Here is a 22396-nt window from a genome sequence, read left to right as displayed (position 1 = left end):
GCCCGCCGACCGCATCCTCGGGCTCGGCGCCCGCGCGGTCGTCGTCACCTGCGGTTCCCACGGCGCCCATGTGGCGGCGGCGGACGGCTCGGCGATGCTGAGCGCCCCGGCGGTCGCGGCGATCGACGCGACGGGCGCCGGGGACTCGGTCATGGCCGCCCTCGTGCACCGCCTGCTCACCGGGGGCGTCCCGGACGGCGTCGCCGGCTGGCAGCAGTACGTGACCTTCGCGCTGGCGGTGGCCGGCCTGGTCTGCGAACGCCCCGGCGGGGCGGTGGCCATGCCGACGCAGGACGAGCTCACCGCCCGCTGGGGCGCGCTGATCTGAGCGTCCTCAGGCCTCACCCAGCGCCTTGGCGATGAACCGCTGGCGGTCGAGCATCACCCGCTCGACGCGCACCTCGGCCACCAGCTCCTCGCCGTCGCGGATCACGACGTCGAAGTGCAGGGTGCGGCCGTCCACCTTGGCCAGCGTGGCCAGGGCGGTCACGTGGCGCCCCACCGGCGTCGGCGCCCGGTGCTCGACCTCGGCGCGGGTGCCGACCGTCGTGACCCCGCCCGGCATCTGCCGGGCCGTCGCGGCGACCGTGGCGGCCTCGGCGAGGGCCAGGACCCGGGGCGTGCCGAGCACCGGCACGTCGCCGGAGCCGAGGGACTGGGCGGTGTCGGCATCGGTGACGGTCAGCTCGACCCGTGCGCTGAGACCGGCGGTGAACTCCGGAAGCTCCATGCCACCAGCTTAGGGGTGTCGTGCGGCATCGGGGGTGTCGCGCGGACCGGCCGGGACCGTGGACGTCACGAGGGGCGCCGGGCCTCGGGCGGCGCGGGCCCGGACGGACAACTGCTCCGCGAGCCACCACGCCTCCGCCAGGTCCCGGTCCTCGGCGACGCCGGAGCGTCCGCCCGCGGTGTCCGCGTAGACCGACGCCAGGCCGAGCAGGCGCTGGACCGGCCCCTGCACCACCCGGACGCTCTGCAGGCGGGCGTACGGCACCAACGTCAGCTCGCGGGTCAGCATCCCCGAGCGCGACACGAACACCTCGGACGTCAGACCGATGCCCAGGTAGCGCAGCCCGATCGGATGCCGCCAGCGGGCCCGGCGCGGCGGCGCGACGGTGGCCAGCGCCGCCAGGTCGACGCCGGGCAGCACCTGGAAGACCAGCTCGCGCCCCGCCTGGAAGTCGCCGACCGGCAGCAGCCGGTCCGAGCCCTTGGCGTCGCCGGACTGCGGGCCGGCGTACCCGGCGATGTCGAGGCGCAGGTGCAGCCAGCCGTTGACCCGCCACAGCAGCGGCCAGGTCACGCCGATGGTCTGCACCCGGTGCAGCGGCACGATCTGGCTGCGGGTCTCCAGCAGGCCGTAGTGGACCGCCAGCCGGCCGCCGGCGTCGCGGGCCAGCCGGAAGTCCCAGTCCTGCAGCACCCGGCGGATCGGCTGCAGGACGACCCCGGCCATCGCGGTGACGGTGCTCGCGATGCCGACGAAGGTCCAGGAACCGTCGAGGACGAACTGCATGGCCACGAAGGCCACGCCGACCGGCAGGAAGAACGCCTGCGGGGTGAGCAACTGACTGACCAGCAGGTCGCGGTTGGAGACCCGCAACAGCGGCCGCTCGGGCGCCGCCACGGGGTGCTCGGTGGCCGGATCCGTGGCGACGCCCGCGGCCGGCCCGGCGGGGCCGCCCGGGGTCCGGCCGGCGAGGGCGAGCAGCCTCTCCCGCAGCGCCGCGGCCTCCCGTACGGTCAGATAGGCCAGCGGCGCCTCGGTCTTGCCGCCGCCGACCACCTCCAGGCGCAGCTCGGCCAGGCCGGTGAGCTGGGCGAGCAGGGGGCGGCGCAGCTCGACGGCCTGCAGCCGGTCGAGCGGGATGGCCCGGTTGCGGCGCCACAGCAGCCCGTCCTGGATCCGCAGCTCGCGGCCGACGACGTGATAACCGGTGTTCAGCCACCCGATCACCGAGAAGACCACCACGCCGACGGCGAGCACGGCGACGACCAGGGCGAAACGCTCCAGGCCGACCTGGGAGAGCGTCTGCCAGCTCAGCGCGGCCACGATGACGGCGATGGACTTGGCGCCGTGCAGGAGCGGGCTGAGCGGGTGCAGGCGCCTGCGCGCCTCGTCGCCCGGGGGTGCGGGGTCCGGCGGCTCGGTCACAGGCCCTCGGCCCGGTCCTCGCCCAGCGCGGTCAGGCGGTCGCGCAGCCGGGCCGCCTCGTCCGGGGGCAGCCCCGGGACCTTCGCGTCACTGGCCGCCGCGGCGGTGTGCAACTGGACGGTGGCCAGCTGGAAGGCGCGCTCCAGCGGCCCGGCCGTCACGTCGACGAACTGCATCCGGGCGTACGGGACGATCGACAGCCGGCGGATCACCAGGCCGTGCCGGACGAGCAGGTCGTTGTCGCGCTCGGCGTAGCCCCAGGCCCGGACGGCGCGCACGGTGACGAGGCAGCGCCAGATCCCGAGCAGCAGGACCGCGGCCATGGCCGCCGGCCAGGCCCGGGAACCGGTGACCAGCCAGCCGACGGCCAGCCCGGCGAGCAGGACCAGGATCCAGGCCGCCCGCTCCAGCAGCTCCACAGTGATCAGCTTCGGCGAGACCGGGCGCCAGTCGACGGTGTCCGGCCACGGCTCCAGCGCGCTCGTCCCGGCCGGGCCGGTGGCGGTGGCCGGGCCGGTGGCGGCGGCCGGGCCCGGGGCGGCGGCAGGGCCGGTGGCCGCGGCAGGGCCCGGGGCGGCGGCAGGGCCCGGGGCGGCGGCAGGGCCGGTGGCCGCGGCAGGGCCGGCGGGGGGCGGTGCCGGGTCGGCGGGGCCGGCCGGTGCGCGGGGCTCGGTCACGTGGGCAAGCCTAGGCCGTGGTGCGGAACTCGGTCACCTCGCGCAGGAAACCCCGGACGCCCAGAAAGTCGCCGAGGGTCTCGCGGTGCCGGGCACAGGCCAGCCAGGTCTTGCGGTAGTCGGGCGCGTGCAGCCGGGGATTGTTCCACCGCAGCTCCCACTCGGCGGCCGCGCGGCAGCCCTTGGCGGAACACTGGGGTGCAAGCTCCTCGACCACTCCGCGAGCCTATCGAGGGCCGCGAGGGGAGTTGAGCGCCGGGCGACCACGGGGGAAGTCGCCCGGCGACGCGCTGAATGTTACACGGCTCATCCGGCCCGTCGTCTACCCGATGGGCGTGCCCGTCCGTGCGCATCGCGCAGAAAGATCGACATGTTCGTACCCTTGCGGTCGGCGCGTAATACCGCTCCGCCGGACCGCTTCGCGCATGGTCGTGTAAGTCTTGAGCGTCGGCACCCGTGCCGACGCCGACCGAGACGTGCGACACGCTGTTGGAGGACCGGTGGCCGACCCGACCACACCCGAGGGCACGACCGGCACGACGGAGCCCGCCGACCCTCCGGTGCCGCCCGCGCAGGACGCCACCCAGCTCGAGCGCGCCATGTTCGAGGTCAAGCGGGTCATCGTCGGGCAGGACCGGATGGTCGAGCGGATGTTCGTCGCGCTGCTGGCCCGGGGGCACTGCCTGCTCGAGGGCGTGCCCGGCGTGGCCAAGACGCTGGCGGTGGAGACCCTGGCGCGGGTGGTCGGCGGCACCTTCTCCCGCGTCCAGTTCACCCCCGACCTGGTGCCCGCCGACATCGTCGGCACCCGGATCTACCGGCAGTCCAGCGAGAAGTTCGACGTCGAGCTCGGCCCGGTGTTCGTCAACTTCCTGCTCGCCGACGAGATCAACCGGGCCCCGGCGAAGGTGCAGTCGGCGCTGCTCGAGGTGATGGCCGAGCACCAGGTGTCGATCGGCGGCGAGACCCACCGGGTGCCGGACCCGTTCCTGGTCATGGCGACGCAGAACCCCATCGAGCAGGAGGGCGTCTACCCGCTGCCGGAGGCCCAGCGCGACCGCTTCCTGATGAAGATCCTCGTGGGCTACCCGACCGACGCCGAGGAACGCGAGATCGTCTACCGGATGGGCGTCAGCGCACCCGAGCCGAAGCAGATCTTCACCTCCGAGGATCTGCTCGGCCTGCAGCGCCGCGCGGACCAGGTCTTCGTCCACAACGCGCTGGTCGACTACACCGTACGGCTCGTGCTGGCCACCCGCGCCCCGGCCCAGCACGGCATGCCGGACGTCGCCCAGCTGATCCAGTACGGCGCCAGCCCGCGCGCCTCGCTCGGCATCGTGCGCGCCACCCGGGCGCTGGCGCTGCTGCGCGGCCGGGACTACGCGCTGCCGCAGGACGTGCAGGACATCGCGCCGGACATCCTGCGGCACCGGCTCGTGCTCAGCTACGACGCGCTCGCCGACGACATCCCGGCCGACCACATCGTCGCCCGGATCATGGCCAGCGTGCCGGCGCCGGCGGTGGCGTCCCGCCAGGACGCCGCGGTCAACGGCCACGTGGCACCCGCGTCCGGGGTTCCGGCCCCGGCGAGCGGCGGCCCGGCATTCGGCACCCCCGCGCCCGGTTTCGGCACTCCGGCCCCGGCGAGCGGCGGTCCGGCGTACGGGGCGCAACAGCAGCCGCCGCACTCCGCGTGGCCGGGACAGCAGTGACGGTCCACTCGTGACGACCGCCGACATCCCGTCCCCGGCCGCCGGATCCGGCTCGGCGCGGGCCGAGGCCGTCCTCTCGCGCCTGCAGCTGCTGGTCACCCGCAAGCTCGACGGGCTGCTCCAGGGCGACTACGCCGGCCTGCTGCCCGGCCCGGGCAGCGAGGCGGGGGAGAGCCGGGAGTACCGGCCCGGCGACGACGTGCGCCGCATGGACTGGCCGGTCACCGCCCGCACGACGCTGCCGCACGTGCGGCGTACGGTCGCCGACCGCGAGCTCGAGACCTGGATGGCGATCGACCTGTCGGCGAGCCTGGACTTCGGCACCGCCCGCTGCCTCAAGCGCGACCTGGTGCTCGCGGCCGCCACCGCGATGGCGCACCTCACCGTCCGCGGCGGCAACCGGATCGGCGCGGTCGTCGGCACCGGCTCGGGACAGGTGGCCGCGGAGCCGTCCGGCGGCTTCGGCTGGCTGCGGCGCCGGCGCCCGGTGCCGGCCCCGGCGGCGCCCCCGGCCGCGCCGATCGTGCGCCTGCCCGCGCGACCCGGGCGCAAGGAGGCGCAGGGGCTGCTGCGGGCCATCGCGCGTACGGAGATCCGGCCGGGGCGTACCGATCTGGGCGAGCTGATCGACATGCTGAACCGCCCCCCGCGCCGCCGGGGTGTCGCGGTGATCGTCTCGGACTTCCTGGCGCCCGTGGAGGGCTGGGCGCGGCCCGTGCGCAAGCTCGCGGTGCGCCACGACGTGCTCGCCATCGAGGTCGTGGACCCCCGCGAGCTGGAGCTGCCGGACGTCGGCGTGCTCACCCTCGCCGACCCGGAGACCGGTGCGCTGCACGAGGTGCAGACGGCCGATCCGGCGCTGCGGGCCCGCTACGCCGAGGCGGCCGGGCGGCAGCGCGGCGAGATCGCCCGGGCGCTGCGCGCGGCCGGGGCCGCCCACCTGAGACTGCGTACGGACACCGACTGGCTGCTGGACATGGTCCGTTTCGTCGCGGCCCAACGACACGCTCGCACCCGGGGGACCACCCGATGATCCGTTTCCTGCAGCCGTGGTGGCTGCTCGCCACGCTGCCCGTCCTGCTGGTGGTCGCCGCCTACGTCTGGCGCCAGTTCCGCCGCCGCCAGTACGCGATGAAGTTCACCAACGTGGACCTGCTGCGCTCGCTCGCGCCCAAGGGCCTGGGCTGGCGCCGGCACGTGGCCGCCGGGGCCCTGCTGCTCAGCCTGTTCGTGCTCGCCCTGGCGATGGCGCGCCCGTCGGTCGACCGGGAGGAGCCGCTGGAGCGGGCCACCGTGATGCTGGCCATCGACGTGTCGCTGTCCATGGAGGCCGACGACGTCGCGCCCAACCGCATCGAGGCGGCGCAGGAGGCGGCCAAGGCGTTCGTGCAGGAGCTGCCGCCGACGTACAACCTGGGCCTGGTGTCGTTCGCCAAGGCCGCGAACGTCCTGGTCTCCCCGACCAAGGACCGCGCCGCGGTGATCGCCGGCATCGACGGCCTGACGCTGGCCGAGGCCACGGCGACCGGTGAGGCGGTGTTCACGTCGCTGGACGCGATCCGCTCGGTGCCGGCCGACGGGGCCGACGGCGCGCCGCCGGCGCGGATCGTGCTGCTCTCCGACGGATACCGCACGTCGGGGCGCTCGGTCGAGGACGCGGCGACGGCCGCCGCGGCGGCGAACGTCCCGGTCTCGACGATCGCCTTCGGCACGGACGCCGGCGTCGTCGACATCCGGGGTGTGCTGCAGCGCGTACCGGTGGACCGGCTGTCGTTGCAGCAGCTGGCGGAGAAGACCAAGGGCTACTTCTACGAGGCCGCCTCGGTCAGCGAGCTCAAGCAGGTCTACGAGGACATGGGCAGCTCGATCGGGCACCGGGTGCAGCCTCAGGAGATCACCCAGTGGTACGCCGGCGCGGCGCTGCTGCTCGGCCTCGCGGCGGCGGCGCTGAGCCTGATCTGGACCTCACGTCTGCCATGACCGGGGCGCGCGCGGCCGCCGGCCGGTAAGGTTGGCGGCGGTGCGCCGGGAAGTCTGGTCGGCAAGTGGATCGACCGACCCCGGAAACGGAGCCCTGTGACCCCCAACCTGTTCAGTCGCGGTTCGTGGCCCGAGGCCCGGCGAATCGCCGACGTGCTGCGTCAAGAGACGATCGGTGGGGCGCTGCTCCTCGCCGGGGCGCTGGCCGCGCTGCTCTGGGCCAACTCGCCGTGGTCGGACGGCTATCACGCGCTGCTCGCTCTGCGGGTCGGGCCGGCCGCCTGGCACCTCGACCTCTCCCTCGCCACCTGGGCGGCCGACGGGCTGCTGGCGATCTTCTTCTTCGTCGCCGGTCTGGAGCTCAAGCGCGAGTTCGTCGCCGGGGACCTGCGCGATCCCCGGCGGGCGGCGGTGCCGGTGGCGGCCGCGGTCGGCGGCGTGGTCGTGCCGGCGTTGCTCTACACCGCCGTGAACCTCGGCGGCGCGGTCCGCGGCTGGGCGATCCCGACCGCCACGGACATCGCGTTCGCCCTCGCCGTGCTGGCGGTCGTCGGGCGGTGGCTGCCGGCCGCGCTGCGCACGTTCCTGCTCACCCTCGCGGTGGTGGACGACCTGCTCGCCATCGTGATCATCGCGCTGTTCTACACCGCCGACCTCTCCGTGCTGCCGCTGGCCGGGGCGCTCGTGCCGCTCGTGCTGTTCACGGTGCTGGTGCAGCGCCGGGTCCGGTCGTGGTGGCTGCTGCTCCCGCTGGCCTGCGCCGCCTGGGCGCTGGTGCACGCCTCCGGGGTGCACGCCACCGTCGCCGGTGTCCTGCTGGGGTTCGCGGTGCCGGTGCTGCGCCGCGACGGGGCCGCCGAGCCGGGACTCGCGGAGCACTTCGAGCACCGGTTCCGGCCGCTGTCCGCCGGGTTCGCGGTGCCGGTCTTCGCGCTGATGTCGGCCGGGGTCACGCTCGGCGGCCCGGACGGTCTCGCCTCGGCGCTCACCGACCCGGTGGCGGTCGGCATCGTGCTGGGCCTGGTCGTGGGCAAGCCGGTCGGCATCACGCTCGCCACCTGGCTGACGGCCCGGTTCACCCGGGCGACGATCGACGCCGGGCTGGCCTGGATCGACGTCGTGGCGCTGGCGGTGCTCGGCGGGATCGGCTTCACGGTGTCCCTGCTCATCGGCGAGCTGGCGTTCGGCGCCGGGACGGACCGCGACGGCCACGTCAAGGTGGCCGTGCTGACCGGCTCCCTGGCGGCCGCGGTGCTCGCGACGGTCATCCTGCGCGTGCGGAACCGGACCTACCGGCGGCTGTACGAGGCGGAGCAGGTCGACGCCGACGGCAACGCCATCCCCGACGTCTACGAGCGGTGATGCTCGGGGCCCGGCCGGCACCGGGGGAGGTCGGCCCAGACCTGCTTGCCGCCCTCGTGGTCGCGGACTCCCCAGCGGTCGGTCAGCGCCTCGATGAGCGCGAGCCCGCGTCCTCCGTCGCAGTCCGCCTCCCGGCGCCGCGGCACGACCGACGAGCCGTCGGCGACCAGCAGGGTGACCCGGCCGTCGTGGCATTCGACGCTCACCTCGACGCATCCGCCGCCGTGCCGCACGGCGTTGGTCACCAGCTCGCTGATCACCACGGCGGCATGGCCGAGCCAGGCCTCGTCCCGGTAGCCCCAGCCCGTGAGCACGGCCGTGGTGGCGTGCCGCGCCGTCCGGGCGGCATGGGGACCCAGCGGCACGTCGAAGCGCGCCGTCAACACACTCATCGTCGGTTCCGGTCTTTCTCCCCGCCGCCGGTCATGCGGAGCACGCGCTTACCCGGGTGAGCGCGACGGTCAAACCTGCGACCGCCATCTTCGCACGATCGTGGGGGAGCACATCGACGACTTTCGACGAACGGACCTTTACTTCCGCCCGCCGCTACGCATAGATTGCGGTCAATCACCGAAAGTCCCGGCCCCGGATGGAGTGCGCATGGACGACAACGTTGTCGGCCGGGCTGTACCGCGCCGCGCCGTGCTCACCGCCGCGGCCGCCGGGCTCGCCGTGCCCGCCGTCGCGGCCGGCGCGTCCCCGGCCGGGCGGCCCGCCCACGCCGCGTCGGGCGCCACCCGCAAGGTCACCCTCTACGCCGAGGCGCTGCCCGGCGGGCTCTACGGCTACGGCCTGGCGCCGGGGCGGGCCACCGTACCCGGGCCGGTGCTGGAGCTGTGGGAGGGCGACACCCTCGAAATCACCCTGGTGAACCGCACCGACCAGCGGCTGTCCATCCACCCGCACGGCGTCGACTACAGCACCGACTCCGACGGCAGCCCGCTGAACGCGTCCTTCAACGGTCCCGGCGAGACGCGTACCTATGTCTGGCGCTCCCGCGAGATGACCGCGGCCGAGGGACGGCGGTTCCTGCCCGGCAGCGCCGGCTACTGGCACTACCACGATCATGCGATGGGGACCGAGCACGGCACCGCCGGGGTCGCCAAGGGCCTCTACGGCGCGCTGATCGTACGGCGGCGCGGCGACCTGCTGCCGGAGAAGCAGTTCACCGTCGTCTTCAACGACATGCTGATCAACAACCGGACGGCGCCGGACACCCCGATGTTCGAGGCGAACCTCGGCCAGCGCGTCGAGTGGATCGCCGTCGGCCACGGCGGCACCTTCCACACCTTCCACCTGCACGGCCACCGGTGGGCCGACAACCGGACCGGCCTGCTCGAGGGGCCCGCCGACCCGAGCGCCGTCATCGACACCAAGGACCTGAACCCGGGCGGCTCCTTCGGCTTCCAGGTGCTCGCCGGCCAGGGCGTCGGCCCGGGCGTGTGGATGTACCACTGCCACGTCCAGTTCCACTCCGACGGCGGCATGGCCGGGCTCTTCCTCGTCCGCAACGCCGACGGCAGCATGCCGCCCGGCGCCGAGGACGCCATCCACCGGTTCCACGGCCACGCGCACACGGCGCATCACGAAGGGGTGCTGGGATGAGACATCGGATCGGCCTCGTGGCGACCATGGCGGCCGCGCTGCTGGTGAGCCCGGTCCCGGTCACGGCGGCCCCGGCCGGGCCGGCACCGGAGCCGCTGCGGCTGCTCGTCTTCCACGGCCCGGCGGCGGACCAGCAGGACCCGGTCGAGCGCGCCGCGCAGACCATCCAGGACCTGGCGGCCGCCGACGACATCGCGGTGACCCGATCGAGCGACCCGGCGGTGTTCTCCGCGGCCGGGCTCGCGCCCTACCGCGCGGTGGTCTTCCTGTCGGCCACCGGCGCCGCCCTCGGCCGGGACCAGGAATCGGCGCTGGAGGGCTACGTCGAGGCCGGCGGGGGCTTCGTCGGCATCGGCGACGCGGCCCGCGCCCAGCTCGACTCCGCCTGGTTCACCGGCCTGATCGGCACCCGTCCCGCCGGGAGCATCCCCGCCGCGGAACCCGTCGCCCGCGTCGGCGCCAACGCGGAGAACCCGCCGAACGAGACCAAGGAGAAGCTGACCGACGGCGACGCGAACACCAAGTGGCTCGCGCGCACGCCGACCGCCTGGATCACGTACGAGCTGAGCCGGCCCACCGCGATCAGCGGCTACGCCCTCACCTCGGCCAACGACGCCCCCGGCCGCGACCCGCGGGACTGGACGCTGCAGGGATCCGCCGACGGAACCAGCTGGACGGACCTCGACCGGCGCACCGAGCAGACGTTCCCGGACCGCTTCCAGACCCGCAGGTTCGCGGTCGCCGCCCCGCGCGAGTTCGCGAGCTACCGGCTCTCCGTCACCGCCAACGCCGGCGAACCCTTCACCCAGCTCGCCGACCTGCGGCTGTTCACCGGTGCGGTGACCACGCCGCCGCCCCCGGCCGTCCGCGAGGCGGTGGTGGACATCCTCGACCGGCACCACCCGGCCACCCGGTCGCTGCCGCCGACACTGCGGCGCGCCGACCGCTGGACCAACTGGGACCCGAACCCGGTGGGCGCGGTGCACACCCTCGCCCAGGTCGAGGAGCGCTTCTACGACCCGGGGCCCGGCGCCAACGGCCCGTTCCACCCGATCTCCTGGTGCCGCGACTACGACGGCGGCCGCTCCTTCTACACCGGGATGGGGCACACCGCGGACGCGTACGCCGAATCCGGCTTCCGCGCCCACCTGACCGGCGCCCTGCGCTGGACCACGGGCATCCAGCGCGGCGACTGCCAGGCCACCATCGCCGCCAACTACTCCGTCGAGCGGCTCACCGCCGCCAACCAGGCCGGCCGGCTCGACCAGATCGGCGAGCCGCACGGGCTCACCATCGCGCCGGACGGCACGGTCCTCTACGTCGGCAAGGCCGCCTGCCCCACCGGTCCGGTCGTCGACTGGTCCGACCCGGGCGTGGGCCTGGGCTGCGGCACGATCCACGCGTACGACCCGGCGAGCAAGCGGGTCACGCTGCTCACCACGCTGCGGGTGATGGGCAACCGGGGCAGCGGCTCGGAGCTGGTGAAGAACGAGGAGGGGCTGCTCGGCATCGTGACCGACCCCGGCTTCGTCACCAACGGCTGGCTCTACGTCTACTGGATGCCGCACGAGTCGATCGACCGGGAGAACCGGATCGGGCAGCGCACGATCTCCCGGTTCACCTACGACCGCGCGGGCGCGACGATCGACCAGTCCACCCGCAAGGACCTGCTGCGGTTCCCGGTACAGATCCACAGCTGCTGCCACGCCGGCGGGGGCATGGCCTTCGACCACGCGGGCAACCTCTACGTCGGCTCGGGCGACAACAACTCCTCCGAGGGGTCGAGCGGCTACTCCGGCAACAACTGGACCGCGGAGTACAAGGGCGTCTCCTACCAGGACGCGCGGCGGACGTCCGGCAACACCAACGACCTCGCCGGCAAGATCATCCGCATCCACCCGGAGCCCGACGGCACGTACACGATCCCGCCGGGCAATCTCTTCCCGCCGGGCACCGCCAGGACCCGGCCGGAGATCTACGTGATGGGCGTGCGCAACATCGCGCGGCTGGCGTTCGATCCGGTGCACCGGTGGCTCACCGCCGGTTGGGTCGGTCCCGACGCGCCCGCGCCGAGCCCCACGCTCGGCCCGGCCAAGTACGAGACCGCCACGATCATCACCTCGGCGGGGAACCAGGGCTGGCCGTACTGCATGGGCAACCGGCAGCCGTACCGCGACCGCAGCGACACCGACGCGACGGTCCTGACCGGCTGGTACGACTGCGACAACCTGAAGAACACGTCGCCGCGCAACACCGGCCTGGTCGACATCCCGCCGGCGCGCGACAACATGATCTGGTACGCCCCCGGAGGCGGCGGGCCGGTCTTCCCCCTCCGTACGGACGGCAGCGGCGTGCCCACCTACCAGGCCGTCGACGCCACCTACACCCAGCCCTACCTGCGCGGCGGCGGCCAGGCGATCATGTCGGGGCCGACGTACCACCGGGAGCTCGTCGACACCGCGAGCGGGGTCGCGTGGCCGGCGTACTGGGACGACAAGTGGTTCATCGGCGACCAGTCGAACTCGCAGAACCGGGTCGCGGTCACCGTCGACCCGGCCGGGGTGCCGCGGCAGGCGCCGCCGCTCTTCGGCGAGTCGCTGCGCGCCATCATCCCGGCCGGCAACGGCGACACCCGACTGCAGAGCTGGATGGACGCCAAGTTCGGCCCGGACGGCGCGCTCTACCTGCTCGACTACGGCGGCGGATTCTTCAGCCTGCACCCCAACCAGAAGCTGATCCGGGTGACCTACCACGGCGGACCCGCCACGCCCGCGCCGTCGGCGTCGTCGGTGGCGGTGCAGAACAAGCCGCTGACCGTCGCGTTCACCGGTGCCCGCTCCGGCGGCGTGTCGCACCGGTGGGAGTTCGGCGACGGCGCCACGTCGGCCGAGGCGAACCCCCGGCACACCTACGGAAGGCCGGGCACGTACCCGGCGAAGCTGACCGTCACGTACGCCGGCGGCGAGACGGCCACGGCGCGGATCACGGTGACGGCCGGCTGCCCGGCGCCCGACAACCGGGACCACGTGTGGCTGGGGGAGGTGGACACCGGGGTCGCCAACCGGCCCGCCGGCGGTGACTGCACGGTCGGCGGCCTCATCGACGACGAGAGCGCCTGGCCGGACCACGACAGCTTCGTCCGCCACGTCACCACCGTCGCCGACCGGCTGCGCGCCGACGGCGTGCTCGGCGCCCGCGAGGCCGGCACGCTGACCCGCGCGGCCGCCGGCTCGCCGATCGGCCGCCCGGGCCACACCGGCTACGAGCCGCTCTTCGACGGCACCGCGGAGTCGCTGCGCGCCTGGCAACAGGCCGGGCCCGGAGCGTTCACCATCCAGCCGGACGGCTCGCTGCGCACGGGCGGCGGCCTGGGCATGCTCTGGTACGCCCGGCGCCCGTTCCGCGACTTCTCGCTGAAGCTGCAGGTCCGCGACGTGGCACCCGGCCTGGTCCGGTCGAACAGCGGCGTCTTCGCCCGCTTCCCCGATCCCCGGACGCCGCTGGACCAGCGCCCGCCCGGCAGTTGCGGCACCGTGGGATCGGCCCGTACGTCCGCGGCCTGGGTGGCGATCTACTGCGGGCACGAGATCCAGATCTACGACGGCGACACCGGCGAGCCGCAGAAGACCGGCTCGATCTACAACTTCGACCCGGTGGCCGTGCCCGGAGGCACGCCGAAGGAGCGGTGGAGCGAGTACGAGGTCCGGGTCACCGGCCAGCACTACACGGTCGTGCGCGACGGCGTGGTCGTCAACGAGTTCGACAACGCGCCGGGTCAGCAGTCGGCCCGCGCCGGTGACCCCCCGACCGATCTGCGCCAGTTCGCCGAGGGCTTCCTCGGCCTGCAGAACCATGGCAACGCCGACCTCGTCGAGTTCCGCGACATCCGGGTGCGGGAGCTCTGATGGTCGTCCGGGCGCTGCTCAGCGTGCTCCTCGTGCTGACCGCGGGCCTCGCCGCGCCGTCCCCGCCGGCCGCCGCCGCCGCGGTCCTCACGTGGACCGCGGACGACGACATCACCCGCTACCGGTCCGCGCCGGCCGAGGCGGTGGCGGGGACGACCACGATCGTCTTCGAGAACAGCGCGGCGACGGGCAACAGCACCGGGATGCCGCACACGCTCACCTTCGACACCACGACGCCGGGCTACAACCACGACGTCACCCTCAACATCCTGGCCGGGCCGTTCGACACGAACAACGGCCGCCACGAGGCGACGGTCACCCTCACGGCCGGCCGCTACCGCTACTTCTGCGCGATTCCGGGCCACGGCCAGATGACCGGCGAACTGGTGGTCACCGGCGGCGGCCCGGACACCACCGCGCCGACGGTCTCCGCCGAGATCGCGGGGGAGCGGGACGCGGCCGGCGCCTACCTGGGCCGGGCCGTGGTGACGGTCGCCGCGTCGGACGCCGGATCCGGCGTGGACGGTGTCGAGTACGAGCTCGACGGCCGCGGCTTCGTGCCGTACACGGACCCGGTCGAGGTCGGCACGGTGGGTGAGCACGTGGTGCGATACCGCGCCACGGACCGGGCGGGGAACGTCAGCGAGACCGGCGTGGTGTCGTTCCGGATCGTCGAGCGCCCGCAGGGGGACACCACACCCCCGACGGTGACGGCCCAGGTGTCCGGGTCCCGTGACCCGTCGGGCGCCTACCTCGGTACGGCCACCGTCACCCTCACCGCCACGGACGCGGGATCAGGCGTGTCCGAAGTGGAGTACGGCCTCGACGGCGGCGCGTTCGTCACGTATGCCGCACCCGTGGTGGTGGACGTCGCCGGCACGCACATGGTGCACTTCCGCGCGACCGACGTCGCCGGGAACGAGTCGGCGGAGCAGATGGTGGGTTTCACCGTCGTCGCGCCGCCCGCGCAGGACACGACGCCGCCGCAGGTCTCGGCGGCGGTGTCCGGGTCCCGCGACGCGGCCGGCGCCTACCTCGGCCGCGCCACCGTCACCGTCGCCGCGACCGATGCCGGGTCGGGCGTCGCCACGGTCGAGTACGCACTCGACGCGGGAGCGTGGACGAGTTACGGCGCGCCGGTGGTCGTGGCGGTGGTGGGCGCGCACACCGTCCGCTACCGGGCCACGGACGCGGCGGGCAACACCGCCCCGGAGCGGACGGTCGCCTTCACGGTGGTGGCGCCGGGCGGGGACGCCTGCCCCGGCTCCGACACCCGGGCGACGGTCGTCATCGGTGCCGAGGACACCGGGATCGCCAATGTGGACACCGGTGACGGGTGCACGGTCAACGACTTGATCGCCGAGTGGGCTCCGTACCCGGATCACGGCGCCTTCGTCCGCCACGTCGAGGCGGTCACCGCACCGCTGGTCGCCGACGGCACCCTGACCCGCCGGCAGCAGGGGGTCATCGTCCGGGCGGCGGCCCGCTCGACCGTCGGCACCCTGCTGGCCCACCCCGTCGCCGTCCCCTCGGCCGGTCCGTCGGCGGTCTCCTCGGCCGATTCGCCGGCATTCTCCTTCACTGACCCGTCGGGATCCCTCCCGTACCGACCTGGAGTAGCGCGATGAAACGTACCGCCGCCACGTTGGCGCTCATGAGCACCGCCGTCGTCGTGTCGACGCTGGTGGCCGCCCCCGCCGCCCGCGCCGGCCTGGTCACCCACTGCGTCGGCACCGGTGGTGCGGTCACCGTCCCCAACGACCTGTACGTGCCGCCGGGCGAGTCCTGCGCCCTGGCCGGAACGACCGTCACCGGCAACGTGACGGTCGCCGCGGGTGCCAACCTCGTGGTCACCGGCGGACGTCTCAGCGGCGAGATCCAGGTCGCCGCGGACGGTTACCTCGACGCCACCGACACGACCATCGGCGGGGCGATCGAGCTGGCGTCCGGTGGCTACGGAACGTTCCTCAGAAACGTCCACAGCGGCGCGGTCACCGTCGGCACCAAGGGCTCCGCGACGGTCGACAGCTTCCTGTTCACCGAGCGCAGCACGATCGAGGGAAACGTGACCACCAGCGCGGGCGAGGTCCGCCTCGACCGCACCACGCAGGTCACCGGCAACGTCAGCAGCTCGGGCACCTATTACACGGACCTGCACGACTCCTTCGTCGACGGGACGTTGTCGGTGCTCAACAGCGCAACCGGCAGCGTCGTGTGCGGCAGCGCGGTCCGCGGCCGTGCCACCTTCGCCGGGAATCTGGGCGGGGTGCAGCTCGGCCCGAACGGCAGCCTCGACGGCTGCGCCTCCGGCGGCTACTGGGGCCGCGACGTCAGCATCACGAACACGACGGGCGCCGTCACGGTCGACGACACCATCATCGACGGGCAGCTCACGGTGACCGCCAACAACCCGGTCGCCCGCATCGCCCCGACCAACCGCATCCGCGGCGGCGTGATCGGCGAACACGCCGCCGCTGTCCGCTCCCAAGCCTCGTCCACCGGCCGCTCCGAGGCTGCGGCCGGCAGCCGGTCGCAGGTCATCTCTGCTGGGCCGGTCAGAGATTCAGGCGACCGAGGCGAGACCGGCGACCGGCGTGCCGGCACGCGCCGGGCTGCCGCCGTCGCGGAGGCTTACGCGGCGGGAGACGCCGGTCTCTGACCTGTCAGGCGCCTGGCGATCTGTGACCCGGCCGGCACCGGCCGGGTCTGCGACCTCGTCGGGCGCTTGCCGTCAGCAGGCGCCGTTGCCCGGTCCGCCGTACCGGAAGGTGCTCGGGCTGAGCGACAGGACGCCGTAGTCCGGGTTGGTGCTGCGCACCGAGGCGTTCGGATCGGGACCGTTGACCATCTGGATCGTGCCGATGCGCGACGCGGTACCGTCCGTCGGCGGCAGCCCCTTACCCATGTCCGTGCAGGTGCGCTCGGTGGCGCTGGCGACCTCGCCGAACCACTGGGTCGCCCCTGCCCGGGTGAAGGTGCCGTTCCACAGCTTGTCGGGGAAGTAGCCGACCCACTCGGAGTCGTACGCGATCCACCATGCCGCGCCGGAGCGCTGGATGCCGAAGCGCTTCTGCACACCGGTCGGCAGCGTGGCGCCGGGCTTGATCGTGGCCTGGCTGTAGACCTCGAACCCGCACGCGTTGTAGCAGGTCGGCTTGCCGTCCTTCCAGTGGAAGACGAACAGGTGGGGGTCGTCGTCGCCGTTGACCTTGCGGTCGACGGTCCAGCCCACCTCGACGATCTGCTTGCTGTCCGCGGACTGCACGGCGATCTCGGTCAGGGTGTGCGCGTCCGCCGTGGCGAGCTCCGGCTTGGCGATGTGCAGATTCGCCGAGGTCCCGTCGGTAGCACCGATCTGGGAACCGGCCGCGTAGTGGTAGAACTTGCCGGCCCGGTCACCCCGGTTGCCTCTCTCGGCCGGGTTGGCCGTCGCGCCTCGGGCAGTCGTCGCGCCCGTGCGGACCGTCCTGCTCCCGGCGACCGTCTCGGCCCTGGCGATCCTCGCGGCCTGGGCCACCGTCTCCGCCCAGGTGAGCGCCTCGGCTTCCGCGAGAGTCTCGGCTTGGGTGGCCGTCTCGGTGTGAAGATTTCCTTCAGCCTGGGCGGCCCCGTTGGCCTGCTCGGCTTCGGCGGGGGGCGCCTGTGCGACCGTCGTCTGCGCCGGCGCATCGGTCACCGGGACGCGGCCCTTCGGCGCGTACACGGGCTCGGGCTCGCGCGAGTCGCCGGCTTCGGCCGGCGCGGCATCCGCGCCCGCAGCCGCCACCGCGGCGCTGCTCAGCCCGGCCGGCGCCTGCTTCAGCCGGGACGGCGGTTCGCCCCAGGGCAACAGGGCGGGCGGCACCGGCTCGCCGGCATCGGCGGCTGCGGGCGCCGGCTGGCCGGCATCGGCGGCTGCGGGCGCCGGCTGGCCGGCATCGGCGGCTGCGGGCGCCGGCTGGCCGGCATCGGCGGCTGCGGCCGGGGGTCCCGGCGCCTCCTGGGCGTATGCGGTGGGGGTCCAGCCGGCGGTCAGGGATCCGGCGACGACGGCGGTGAGGCCCGCGGCCAGCCAGCCGCGGCGGGTGTTCGACACGTGTCTGTCCTCGTTCATCGGCAGTGGCTGAGGCGTCGGTGACCATACAACGACCTGGATGTATCCGGCTGCTTCCGGGGCCGCATTCAAGCTGAACGGTTGAGTCTGCGAATCATGGTTCGTCGCGGCCGGATCGTGCCGCGTCATCTCACTGAGGCCGACTTGTCTGGCAATTGTCGGATATATCCTGTTGCTATCAGCCGTCGACGGATGCAGCGCTTCTCCGGGGCCGGGCCGCGCATCGCGGCCCGGCATTCCGCCGCGCTGTTCGCGCTCGCCGGGACGCTCGCGCTGGTCGGAATCACGAACGACCCCGGGCGCGCCCACGATCTGCTGCTGATCGCCGCCGCTGATCTCCTGCTCGCCGCCCTCGCGTGGATCCTGCCGTGGCACCGATGGTCCCGCCAGGCCCCCGCCGTCCTTGCCCTGCCGGGCTTCGCCGTCCTCGGCTTCTCCACCTGGGCCTTCGGCGGGGTGGCAACCGGCACCGGGCCGTTCCTGGTGCTGCTTTATGCCTGGGCGGCGCTGCACTTCCCGCGGTGGATCCTGCTGGCCCTGCTTCCGCCGGCGGCGATCGCGTACGTCGTCCCGCTGATCGTCACCGCCCAGCCCCCGGTCGTGCTCGGCAGCGCCCTCATCCTGCTGCCGATCGCCCTCGCCGTCGCGCTGTTGATCGAGGCGCAGGCCCGGCACCTGCGTGACGACCGTGAGCGCCTGTCCCGGATCGAACGCTGGCGTGCCGCCATGATCGGCACACTCGCGCACGACGTCCGGTCGCCGCTGGCCACCGTACAGATGACCCTGGAGGAGCTGCGTGACGGCGCCACCGGGCACACCGCGCGCATGGTCGATGCGGCGCTGCGGCAGACCTTGCGCATCGACCGCCTGGCCACCGGCCTGCTCGACCTGAACCGCATCGACACCACCGGCCATCTGCGGCTCGACCGGCAGCCGACATCCGCCCGCGAGGCGGTGCTGTCGGCGCTGTCGTACGTCAGTTCGGCGGACGTACAAGTCCAGATCCCCCACGACCTGACGCTGGACGTGGACCGCGAACGGTTCGAGCAGATCATCGTCAACCTGGTCGGCAACGCCCTGCGCTACGGCGGCCCGCCGGTGACCGTGACCATCACCAGCGACGGGACCACCGACCGCCTGGAGGTCCGCGACCACGGCGAGGGCGTCCCGGAGGACGTGCGGCCACGCCTGTTCACCCGCTTCGGCGCCGGCGACCGCGAGGGCGTCGGACTCGGACTCTGGATCGTCCGCCAGCTCGCCCAGGCACACGACGGCGAGGCGCACTACGAACCCGGCGATCCCGGAGCCCGCATGATCGTCACGTTCCCTGCCGCAGGCTCCCGCGACTAGCTCTCGACCTCCGTGTGCCAGCATCACAGGATGCCTGAGCTGATCGTGCGTCCGATGCACGGATCCGAGTTCGACGAATGGAACGAGGCGACCACCCGAGTGCTGGCCGCAGCGCAGGTCGCTGTCGGTAACTGGTCGTCCGAAGACGCCCCGGAGATGGCTCGCAGGTCCCGCCGCGAGCTCTTGCCGGACGGCCTCGCGACGGCGGGCATGCTCTTTCTGAGGGGATTCCGGCCGGATGGCATTCCGGTAGGCGCGGCCTGGCTCGGCCTGACGCACCCTCGGGGCACCCCGGACTGTGCATTCCTGTACTTCATCGAGGTCGACGAGGCACATCGTGGAACGGGCTACGGACGCGCTCTGCTCTCGGCGGCCGAAGAGGCTGCCCTGTCGCAGGGGGTGAAGTCGCTGGAGCTCAACGTATTCGGCTTCAACACCCCGGCCATCCACCTTTACGAAAGCGCGGGATACCGCGTCGTCACCCAGCACATGAGAAAGTCCCTGGACGCGTGAAGCTCCTATCACGAGCTTCGGCACGGCCGGTTGATCAGGCAGCGCAGCACAGGTCATCGCGTGGTGGCCAGTTCGCCTCCCGGGAACGGAGCCGAAAGTGATGGAGCTTCAGTTTCGTGCTGCCGTACCGTGTGCCGGTGAGTAGCGAAGAGCTGAAGGCCTACCTGGCTGCTGCTGCGGCCGGCATAAGTTACAACGCTCCCTTGAGCGAGCATCGGGTGGCTGATCTGATCCGGAGGCTGGCGCCGACCGGGCCGCAATGGCGTGCTCTGGACCTGGGATGCGGCAACGGTGAGCTGCTGATGCGGCTGTGTGAGACGTTTGGTATTGCCGGTGACGGTGTCGAACGCGACGTCGCCGACGGTGAACGGGCTCGGCTGCGCGCGGCGGAACGGGGGCTGTCTGCGCAGGTCACGTTCCACAGCGAAGACGCAGCCAGTTGGTGCAAGCCTGCGGAGCTTGTCGTCAACGTGGGCGCCGGGTACATCTGGGGCGATGCCGGCCAGGCCCTGGCCGCGTTGCATCGCCTCACCGCGCCTGGAGGGAAGGCACTGTTCGCCGACGGTTTCTACCGGACTGCTCCCGACGAGCGTGTCCACGAGATGTTCGGTGATCTGCCGGACCTGGCGTCCTTGGCGCAGGCGGCGGTGGACGCCGGGTTCCGGCCACTGCATGTCGCCGAGTCAACGGTGGCCGAGTGGGACGACTTCGAGTCGGACTGGCGCGCAGGCATTGAGCGCCTGGGCACGCCGGCTGCGCGCTCGTTCGCTGATCAGAGGCGGGACGGTTATCTCAACGGCTACCGCGGCGTTGTCGGCTTCGGATGGCTGGTCCTGACGCCGTCCTGAGGACCATCACGTGATCCGCTGAATCGACGTTGATCAGCGCTGCGGGCGAAGATCAGCGCCGCGAGGCGAAGGTCACCTCGTTCGGTCGGCGTGAGCAAGGCATGGGTCGTCGATGACGAGTGGTGGAGGCTGATCGAGCCGGCGCCACCGCCGCGGCCGCAGGAGGCTCCTGGACCGCGGCCGGTGCCGGACCGGCTCTACTTGCAAGGCATCCTGGTCGTGCTGCGTCCCGGGATGGGAGGACCTGCCACAGGAGCTTGTCCGTCGCCGGAGGCGTTCCAGGACTGAGCGGATTCGGCTCCGGCATAACCTGCTGGCGCCGGCTGCAGCGGTGGACCGAAGCACGCGTGTGGATTGCGGCACCCCTCCGTCATCTCGAAACGCAGGCCCACCGGCGTCCAAGAACCGGGCAAACTGCGCTACGTCGTCGAGCGGGCCTTCGCCCTGCTGCACCAGTTCCGCCGCCTCGCCCTGCGCTGGGAACGGCGCCTCGACATTCATGACGGCCTCGTCAGCCTCCCGTGCGTCCTGATGTACTGGCGCCGGATGATCAACTGGATCGCTAGGAAAATCGTGTTCCAACAACGCCGGTGCCTCCCGCCCTGATAACCGGGTAATCCGCGAACAATGTGTGGGCCATGTCTGGCGAGAAGGTCATGGGGCGCAGGTCAGGTCGGCCGGTGGCAGGTTGCCGCTAGCGAGGTAGGCGTTCACGGCTGCATCGACGCACGTGGAACCCCGGAACAGATAGACGCCGTGGTCCCGGACGCCGGACAGGGTGATCATGCGGGAACGGGCGAGGGCCCGGTGCATGGCCTGTCCCATCTCCAGGGTCGCGTTGATGTCTCCGGCGGCTTGCACGATGAGGGCTGGTACGCGGCTATGGATGCGGGGCGATCCTGCCTGCGGCAGCTTCGGCCAGAACGCACACGGCGTGATGTTGCTGCCCAGCGGGCCGAACAGGGGTGCTCCGACGCGTGCCCTCTCCACGTCGTGCCAGTACCTCTCGACATTGCGTGATGCCGGCGAATCACCGCACAACATGGCGGTCGCCGCGCTGCGTTGAGCGGAGTCCCGCCCGGTCAGCTGGCCCGCCAGCGTCTCCGCAAGAGCTGGTGTGGGCTCGGCGCTGCCAAGGTCGGTCGCCTGTGCCAGCACCCGCACGGTGGCCGCCAACTCGAGGGCGCTCTCCTCGCTGTCGTCGACCAGGAGATTGGCGATGACACCGGGGATGACGGTGTCGTCCACCAGATAGGGACCCACGCGCAATGGCGTGCGGGCGGCGGCCAGGTAGCTCTTGTTGACCGTCGCGAGCACCTGCTCCGTCGTTGACCCGAGGTGGAGGCCCGCGTCACGCGCCGACGCCCATCCAGCCCATTCGCGAAGTGCTGGCTCACGATGTGCGGTAGCGGTGCGGTCGCGCAGGATCGCCACGCCGGGGTGATTCGGGTCGATGGCGCTGTCGAGAACGATCCGCCCGGCCCTCTGCGGGAACTGCGTAATGTACTGCGCGCCCAGGTAGCTTCCCTGCGAGTACCCGAGGAACGACAACTTCGGCGCGCCGAGTACGGCTCGGACGATGTCCATGTCGCGGGCGGCGTTCTCCGCGGACGCGTACGGCAGGAGATCGGCATGAGCACGGACGCATCGAGAGGCCAAGTCCTTCGACATCGTGACCATCTGCTGGAAGCTCTCCCGGTCGGCACCGGCGGAGCGGGGCAACCAGCTGGCCGGCCAACCGCAGTCGATCGGAGTGCTACGCCCTGAGAACCGGATGTCCATGCCGATGATGTCGAACCGGGCTCCGGTCTCGCCCATGGCCTGCCGGGCGTCCGGCACGCGAGGGAGCACCGGGTTCGCGGGTCCACCGAGGTTGATCATCAATGGTCCGGCATAGTGATCCTTGTCGGTGGCCTCGCTTCGCGCGACGGCGACCGTGATGGTGCGCCCCTGTGGCCGACGGTAGTCCAGTGGCACCTGGACGTCACCGCACTGCACTCCGGCCTCGTCCAGGGCGCGTCCGTCGGCATCGTCCGCGCCGCGCCGGCACGACTTCCAGTCGACGTGCTGATGCTGGAACCGCGCCAGTCCCTCGTGGACCTTGGACGTCGTGTCAGCCTGAGCCGGAACCGGTCCGGCCACCGACGTGGTGGCCATCACGACGGCCAGGGCAGCGCTCAATCGTGGTCGTTTCAC

17 protein-coding genes and 3 pseudogenes are annotated in these 22396 nt (G+C 72.7%); 13 read left to right on the top strand and 7 right to left on the bottom strand.

The annotated features are described in order from the left end of the window. The coding region (locus tag IEY99_RS34110; protein WP_229798412.1) for a carbohydrate kinase family protein at positions 1 to 328 on the top strand (328 nt) is incomplete at its 5' end. 6 nt (positions 329 to 334) lie between these two features. Here the strand turns inward: IEY99_RS34110 and IEY99_RS09685 are convergent. From IEY99_RS09685 to IEY99_RS09670, 4 genes and pseudogenes are all read right to left on the bottom strand, one after another. Next, on the bottom strand, positions 335 to 730 hold the full coding sequence (locus IEY99_RS09685) for a thioesterase family protein (RefSeq protein ID WP_189201548.1): 396 nt from the start codon (positions 728 to 730) through the stop codon (positions 335 to 337). Between the two features lie 9 nt (positions 731 to 739). Beyond that, positions 740 to 2155, bottom strand: a complete 1416-nt coding sequence (locus tag IEY99_RS09680; protein WP_189201546.1) for a PH domain-containing protein — start codon at positions 2153 to 2155, stop codon at positions 740 to 742. Then, positions 2152 to 2720 (bottom strand): annotated as a pseudogene (locus IEY99_RS09675) (PH domain-containing protein). Before IEY99_RS09675 ends, IEY99_RS09680 begins: the two are co-directional and overlap by 4 nt. A gap of 122 nt (positions 2721 to 2842) precedes the next feature. After that, positions 2843 to 3049, bottom strand: a complete 207-nt coding sequence (locus IEY99_RS09670) for a hypothetical protein (protein WP_189201543.1) — start codon at positions 3047 to 3049, stop codon at positions 2843 to 2845. 283 nt (positions 3050 to 3332) lie between these two features. Here IEY99_RS09670 and IEY99_RS09665 point away from each other — a divergent pair, with 283 nt between their 5' ends. From IEY99_RS09665 to nhaA, 4 genes are all read left to right on the top strand, one after another. Continuing rightward, a complete protein-coding gene (locus tag IEY99_RS09665; RefSeq protein ID WP_189201541.1) occupies positions 3333 to 4544 on the top strand; it encodes an AAA family ATPase in 1212 nt (403 codons plus the stop codon). 10 nt (positions 4545 to 4554) lie between these two features. Next, entirely contained in the window at positions 4555 to 5577 is a 1023-nt protein-coding gene (locus IEY99_RS09660; protein ID WP_189201539.1) for a DUF58 domain-containing protein, read from the top strand. Then, positions 5574 to 6524: a 26S proteasome regulatory subunit RPN10 gene (locus tag IEY99_RS09655; RefSeq protein ID WP_189201537.1), complete on the top strand. Its 951-nt coding sequence runs from the start codon at positions 5574 to 5576 to the stop codon at positions 6522 to 6524. Before IEY99_RS09660 ends, IEY99_RS09655 begins: the two co-directional genes overlap by 4 nt. A gap of 96 nt (positions 6525 to 6620) precedes the next feature. After that, positions 6621 to 7886: a Na+/H+ antiporter NhaA gene (gene nhaA / locus IEY99_RS09650; RefSeq protein WP_189201536.1), complete on the top strand. Its 1266-nt coding sequence runs from the start codon at positions 6621 to 6623 to the stop codon at positions 7884 to 7886. Here the strand turns inward: nhaA and IEY99_RS09645 are convergent. Continuing rightward, the gene (locus tag IEY99_RS09645) at positions 7874 to 8278 is read right to left on the bottom strand and encodes an ATP-binding protein (RefSeq protein WP_189201534.1); all 405 of its coding nucleotides are present in this window, start codon (positions 8276 to 8278) and stop codon (positions 7874 to 7876) included. The genes nhaA and IEY99_RS09645 overlap by 13 nt on opposite strands. Before the next feature lie 208 nt (positions 8279 to 8486). Here IEY99_RS09645 and IEY99_RS09640 point away from each other — a divergent pair, with 208 nt between their 5' ends. From IEY99_RS09640 to IEY99_RS09625, 4 genes and pseudogenes are all read left to right on the top strand, one after another. After that, entirely contained in the window at positions 8487 to 9491 is a 1005-nt protein-coding gene (locus tag IEY99_RS09640) for a multicopper oxidase domain-containing protein (RefSeq protein WP_189201532.1), read from the top strand. Next, positions 9488 to 13396 carry a ThuA domain-containing protein gene (locus tag IEY99_RS09635; protein ID WP_229798410.1) on the top strand — a complete coding sequence of 1303 codons (3909 nt, stop codon included), beginning with the start codon at positions 9488 to 9490 and terminating at the stop codon, positions 13394 to 13396. Before IEY99_RS09640 ends, IEY99_RS09635 begins: the two co-directional genes overlap by 4 nt. Positions 13397 to 13446: 50 nt before the next feature. Continuing rightward, a pseudogene (locus IEY99_RS09630) lies at positions 13447 to 14694 on the top strand (cupredoxin domain-containing protein); the annotation flags it as partial. Between the two features lie 356 nt (positions 14695 to 15050). Further along, positions 15051 to 16055, top strand: coding sequence for a hypothetical protein (locus tag IEY99_RS09625; RefSeq protein ID WP_189201528.1), 1005 nt, complete (start codon positions 15051 to 15053; stop codon positions 16053 to 16055). A 72-nt stretch (positions 16056 to 16127) separates the two neighbouring features. On the opposite strand, the gene IEY99_RS09620 is transcribed toward IEY99_RS09625, so the two are convergent. Then, positions 16128 to 17489 carry a neprosin family prolyl endopeptidase gene (locus tag IEY99_RS09620; RefSeq protein WP_189201526.1) on the bottom strand — a complete coding sequence of 454 codons (1362 nt, stop codon included), beginning with the start codon at positions 17487 to 17489 and terminating at the stop codon, positions 16128 to 16130. A 192-nt stretch (positions 17490 to 17681) separates the two neighbouring features. On the opposite strand from IEY99_RS09620, the gene IEY99_RS09615 reads away from it, so the two are divergent. The 4 genes and pseudogenes from IEY99_RS09615 (at position 17682) to IEY99_RS35245 (ending at position 20806) form a co-directional block, all read left to right on the top strand. Next, entirely contained in the window at positions 17682 to 18839 is a 1158-nt protein-coding gene (locus IEY99_RS09615) for a sensor histidine kinase (protein WP_189201524.1), read from the top strand. Between the two features lie 30 nt (positions 18840 to 18869). Then, positions 18870 to 19352, top strand: coding sequence for a GNAT family N-acetyltransferase (locus tag IEY99_RS09610; protein ID WP_189201522.1), 483 nt, complete (start codon positions 18870 to 18872; stop codon positions 19350 to 19352). 137 nt (positions 19353 to 19489) lie between these two features. Next, a complete protein-coding gene (locus IEY99_RS09605; RefSeq protein WP_189201521.1) occupies positions 19490 to 20200 on the top strand; it encodes an SAM-dependent methyltransferase in 711 nt (236 codons plus the stop codon). Between the two features lie 90 nt (positions 20201 to 20290). After that, a pseudogene (locus tag IEY99_RS35245) lies at positions 20291 to 20806 on the top strand (transposase). Between the two features lie 48 nt (positions 20807 to 20854). On the opposite strand, the gene IEY99_RS09590 reads toward IEY99_RS35245, so the two are convergent. Continuing rightward, a complete protein-coding gene (locus tag IEY99_RS09590; RefSeq protein WP_229798408.1) occupies positions 20855 to 22381 on the bottom strand; it encodes an alpha/beta fold hydrolase in 1527 nt (508 codons plus the stop codon). Positions 22382 to 22396: the final 15 nt, after the last annotated feature.

It is taken from the genome of Couchioplanes azureus, assembly GCF_014648355.1.
Classification (GTDB): domain Bacteria; phylum Actinomycetota; class Actinomycetes; order Mycobacteriales; family Micromonosporaceae; genus Actinoplanes; species Actinoplanes azureus.
This window is presented reverse-complemented; position numbering and strand designations above follow the sequence as displayed.

Bases quoted from the DNA above. Each gene is read 5' to 3' on its own strand.
- IEY99_RS09610 (WP_189201522.1), top strand. From the start codon at position 18,870: ATGCCTGAGCTGATCGTGCGTCCGATGCACGGATCCGAGTTCGACGAA.
- IEY99_RS09615 (WP_189201524.1), top strand. From the start codon at position 17,682: ATGCAGCGCTTCTCCGGGGCCGGGCCGCGCATCGCGGCCCGGCATTCC.
- IEY99_RS09655 (WP_189201537.1), top strand. From the start codon at position 5,574: ATGATCCGTTTCCTGCAGCCGTGGTGGCTGCTCGCCACGCTGCCCGTC.
- IEY99_RS09640 (WP_189201532.1), top strand. From the start codon at position 8,487: ATGGACGACAACGTTGTCGGCCGGGCTGTACCGCGCCGCGCCGTGCTC.
- IEY99_RS09685 (WP_189201548.1), bottom strand. From the start codon at position 730: ATGGAGCTTCCGGAGTTCACCGCCGGTCTCAGCGCACGGGTCGAGCTG.
- IEY99_RS09645 (WP_189201534.1), bottom strand. From the start codon at position 8,278: ATGAGTGTGTTGACGGCGCGCTTCGACGTGCCGCTGGGTCCCCATGCC.
- IEY99_RS09625 (WP_189201528.1), top strand. From the start codon at position 15,051: ATGAGCACCGCCGTCGTCGTGTCGACGCTGGTGGCCGCCCCCGCCGCC.
- IEY99_RS09620 (WP_189201526.1), bottom strand. From the start codon at position 17,489: ATGAACGAGGACAGACACGTGTCGAACACCCGCCGCGGCTGGCTGGCC.
- IEY99_RS09635 (WP_229798410.1), top strand. From the start codon at position 9,488: ATGAGACATCGGATCGGCCTCGTGGCGACCATGGCGGCCGCGCTGCTG.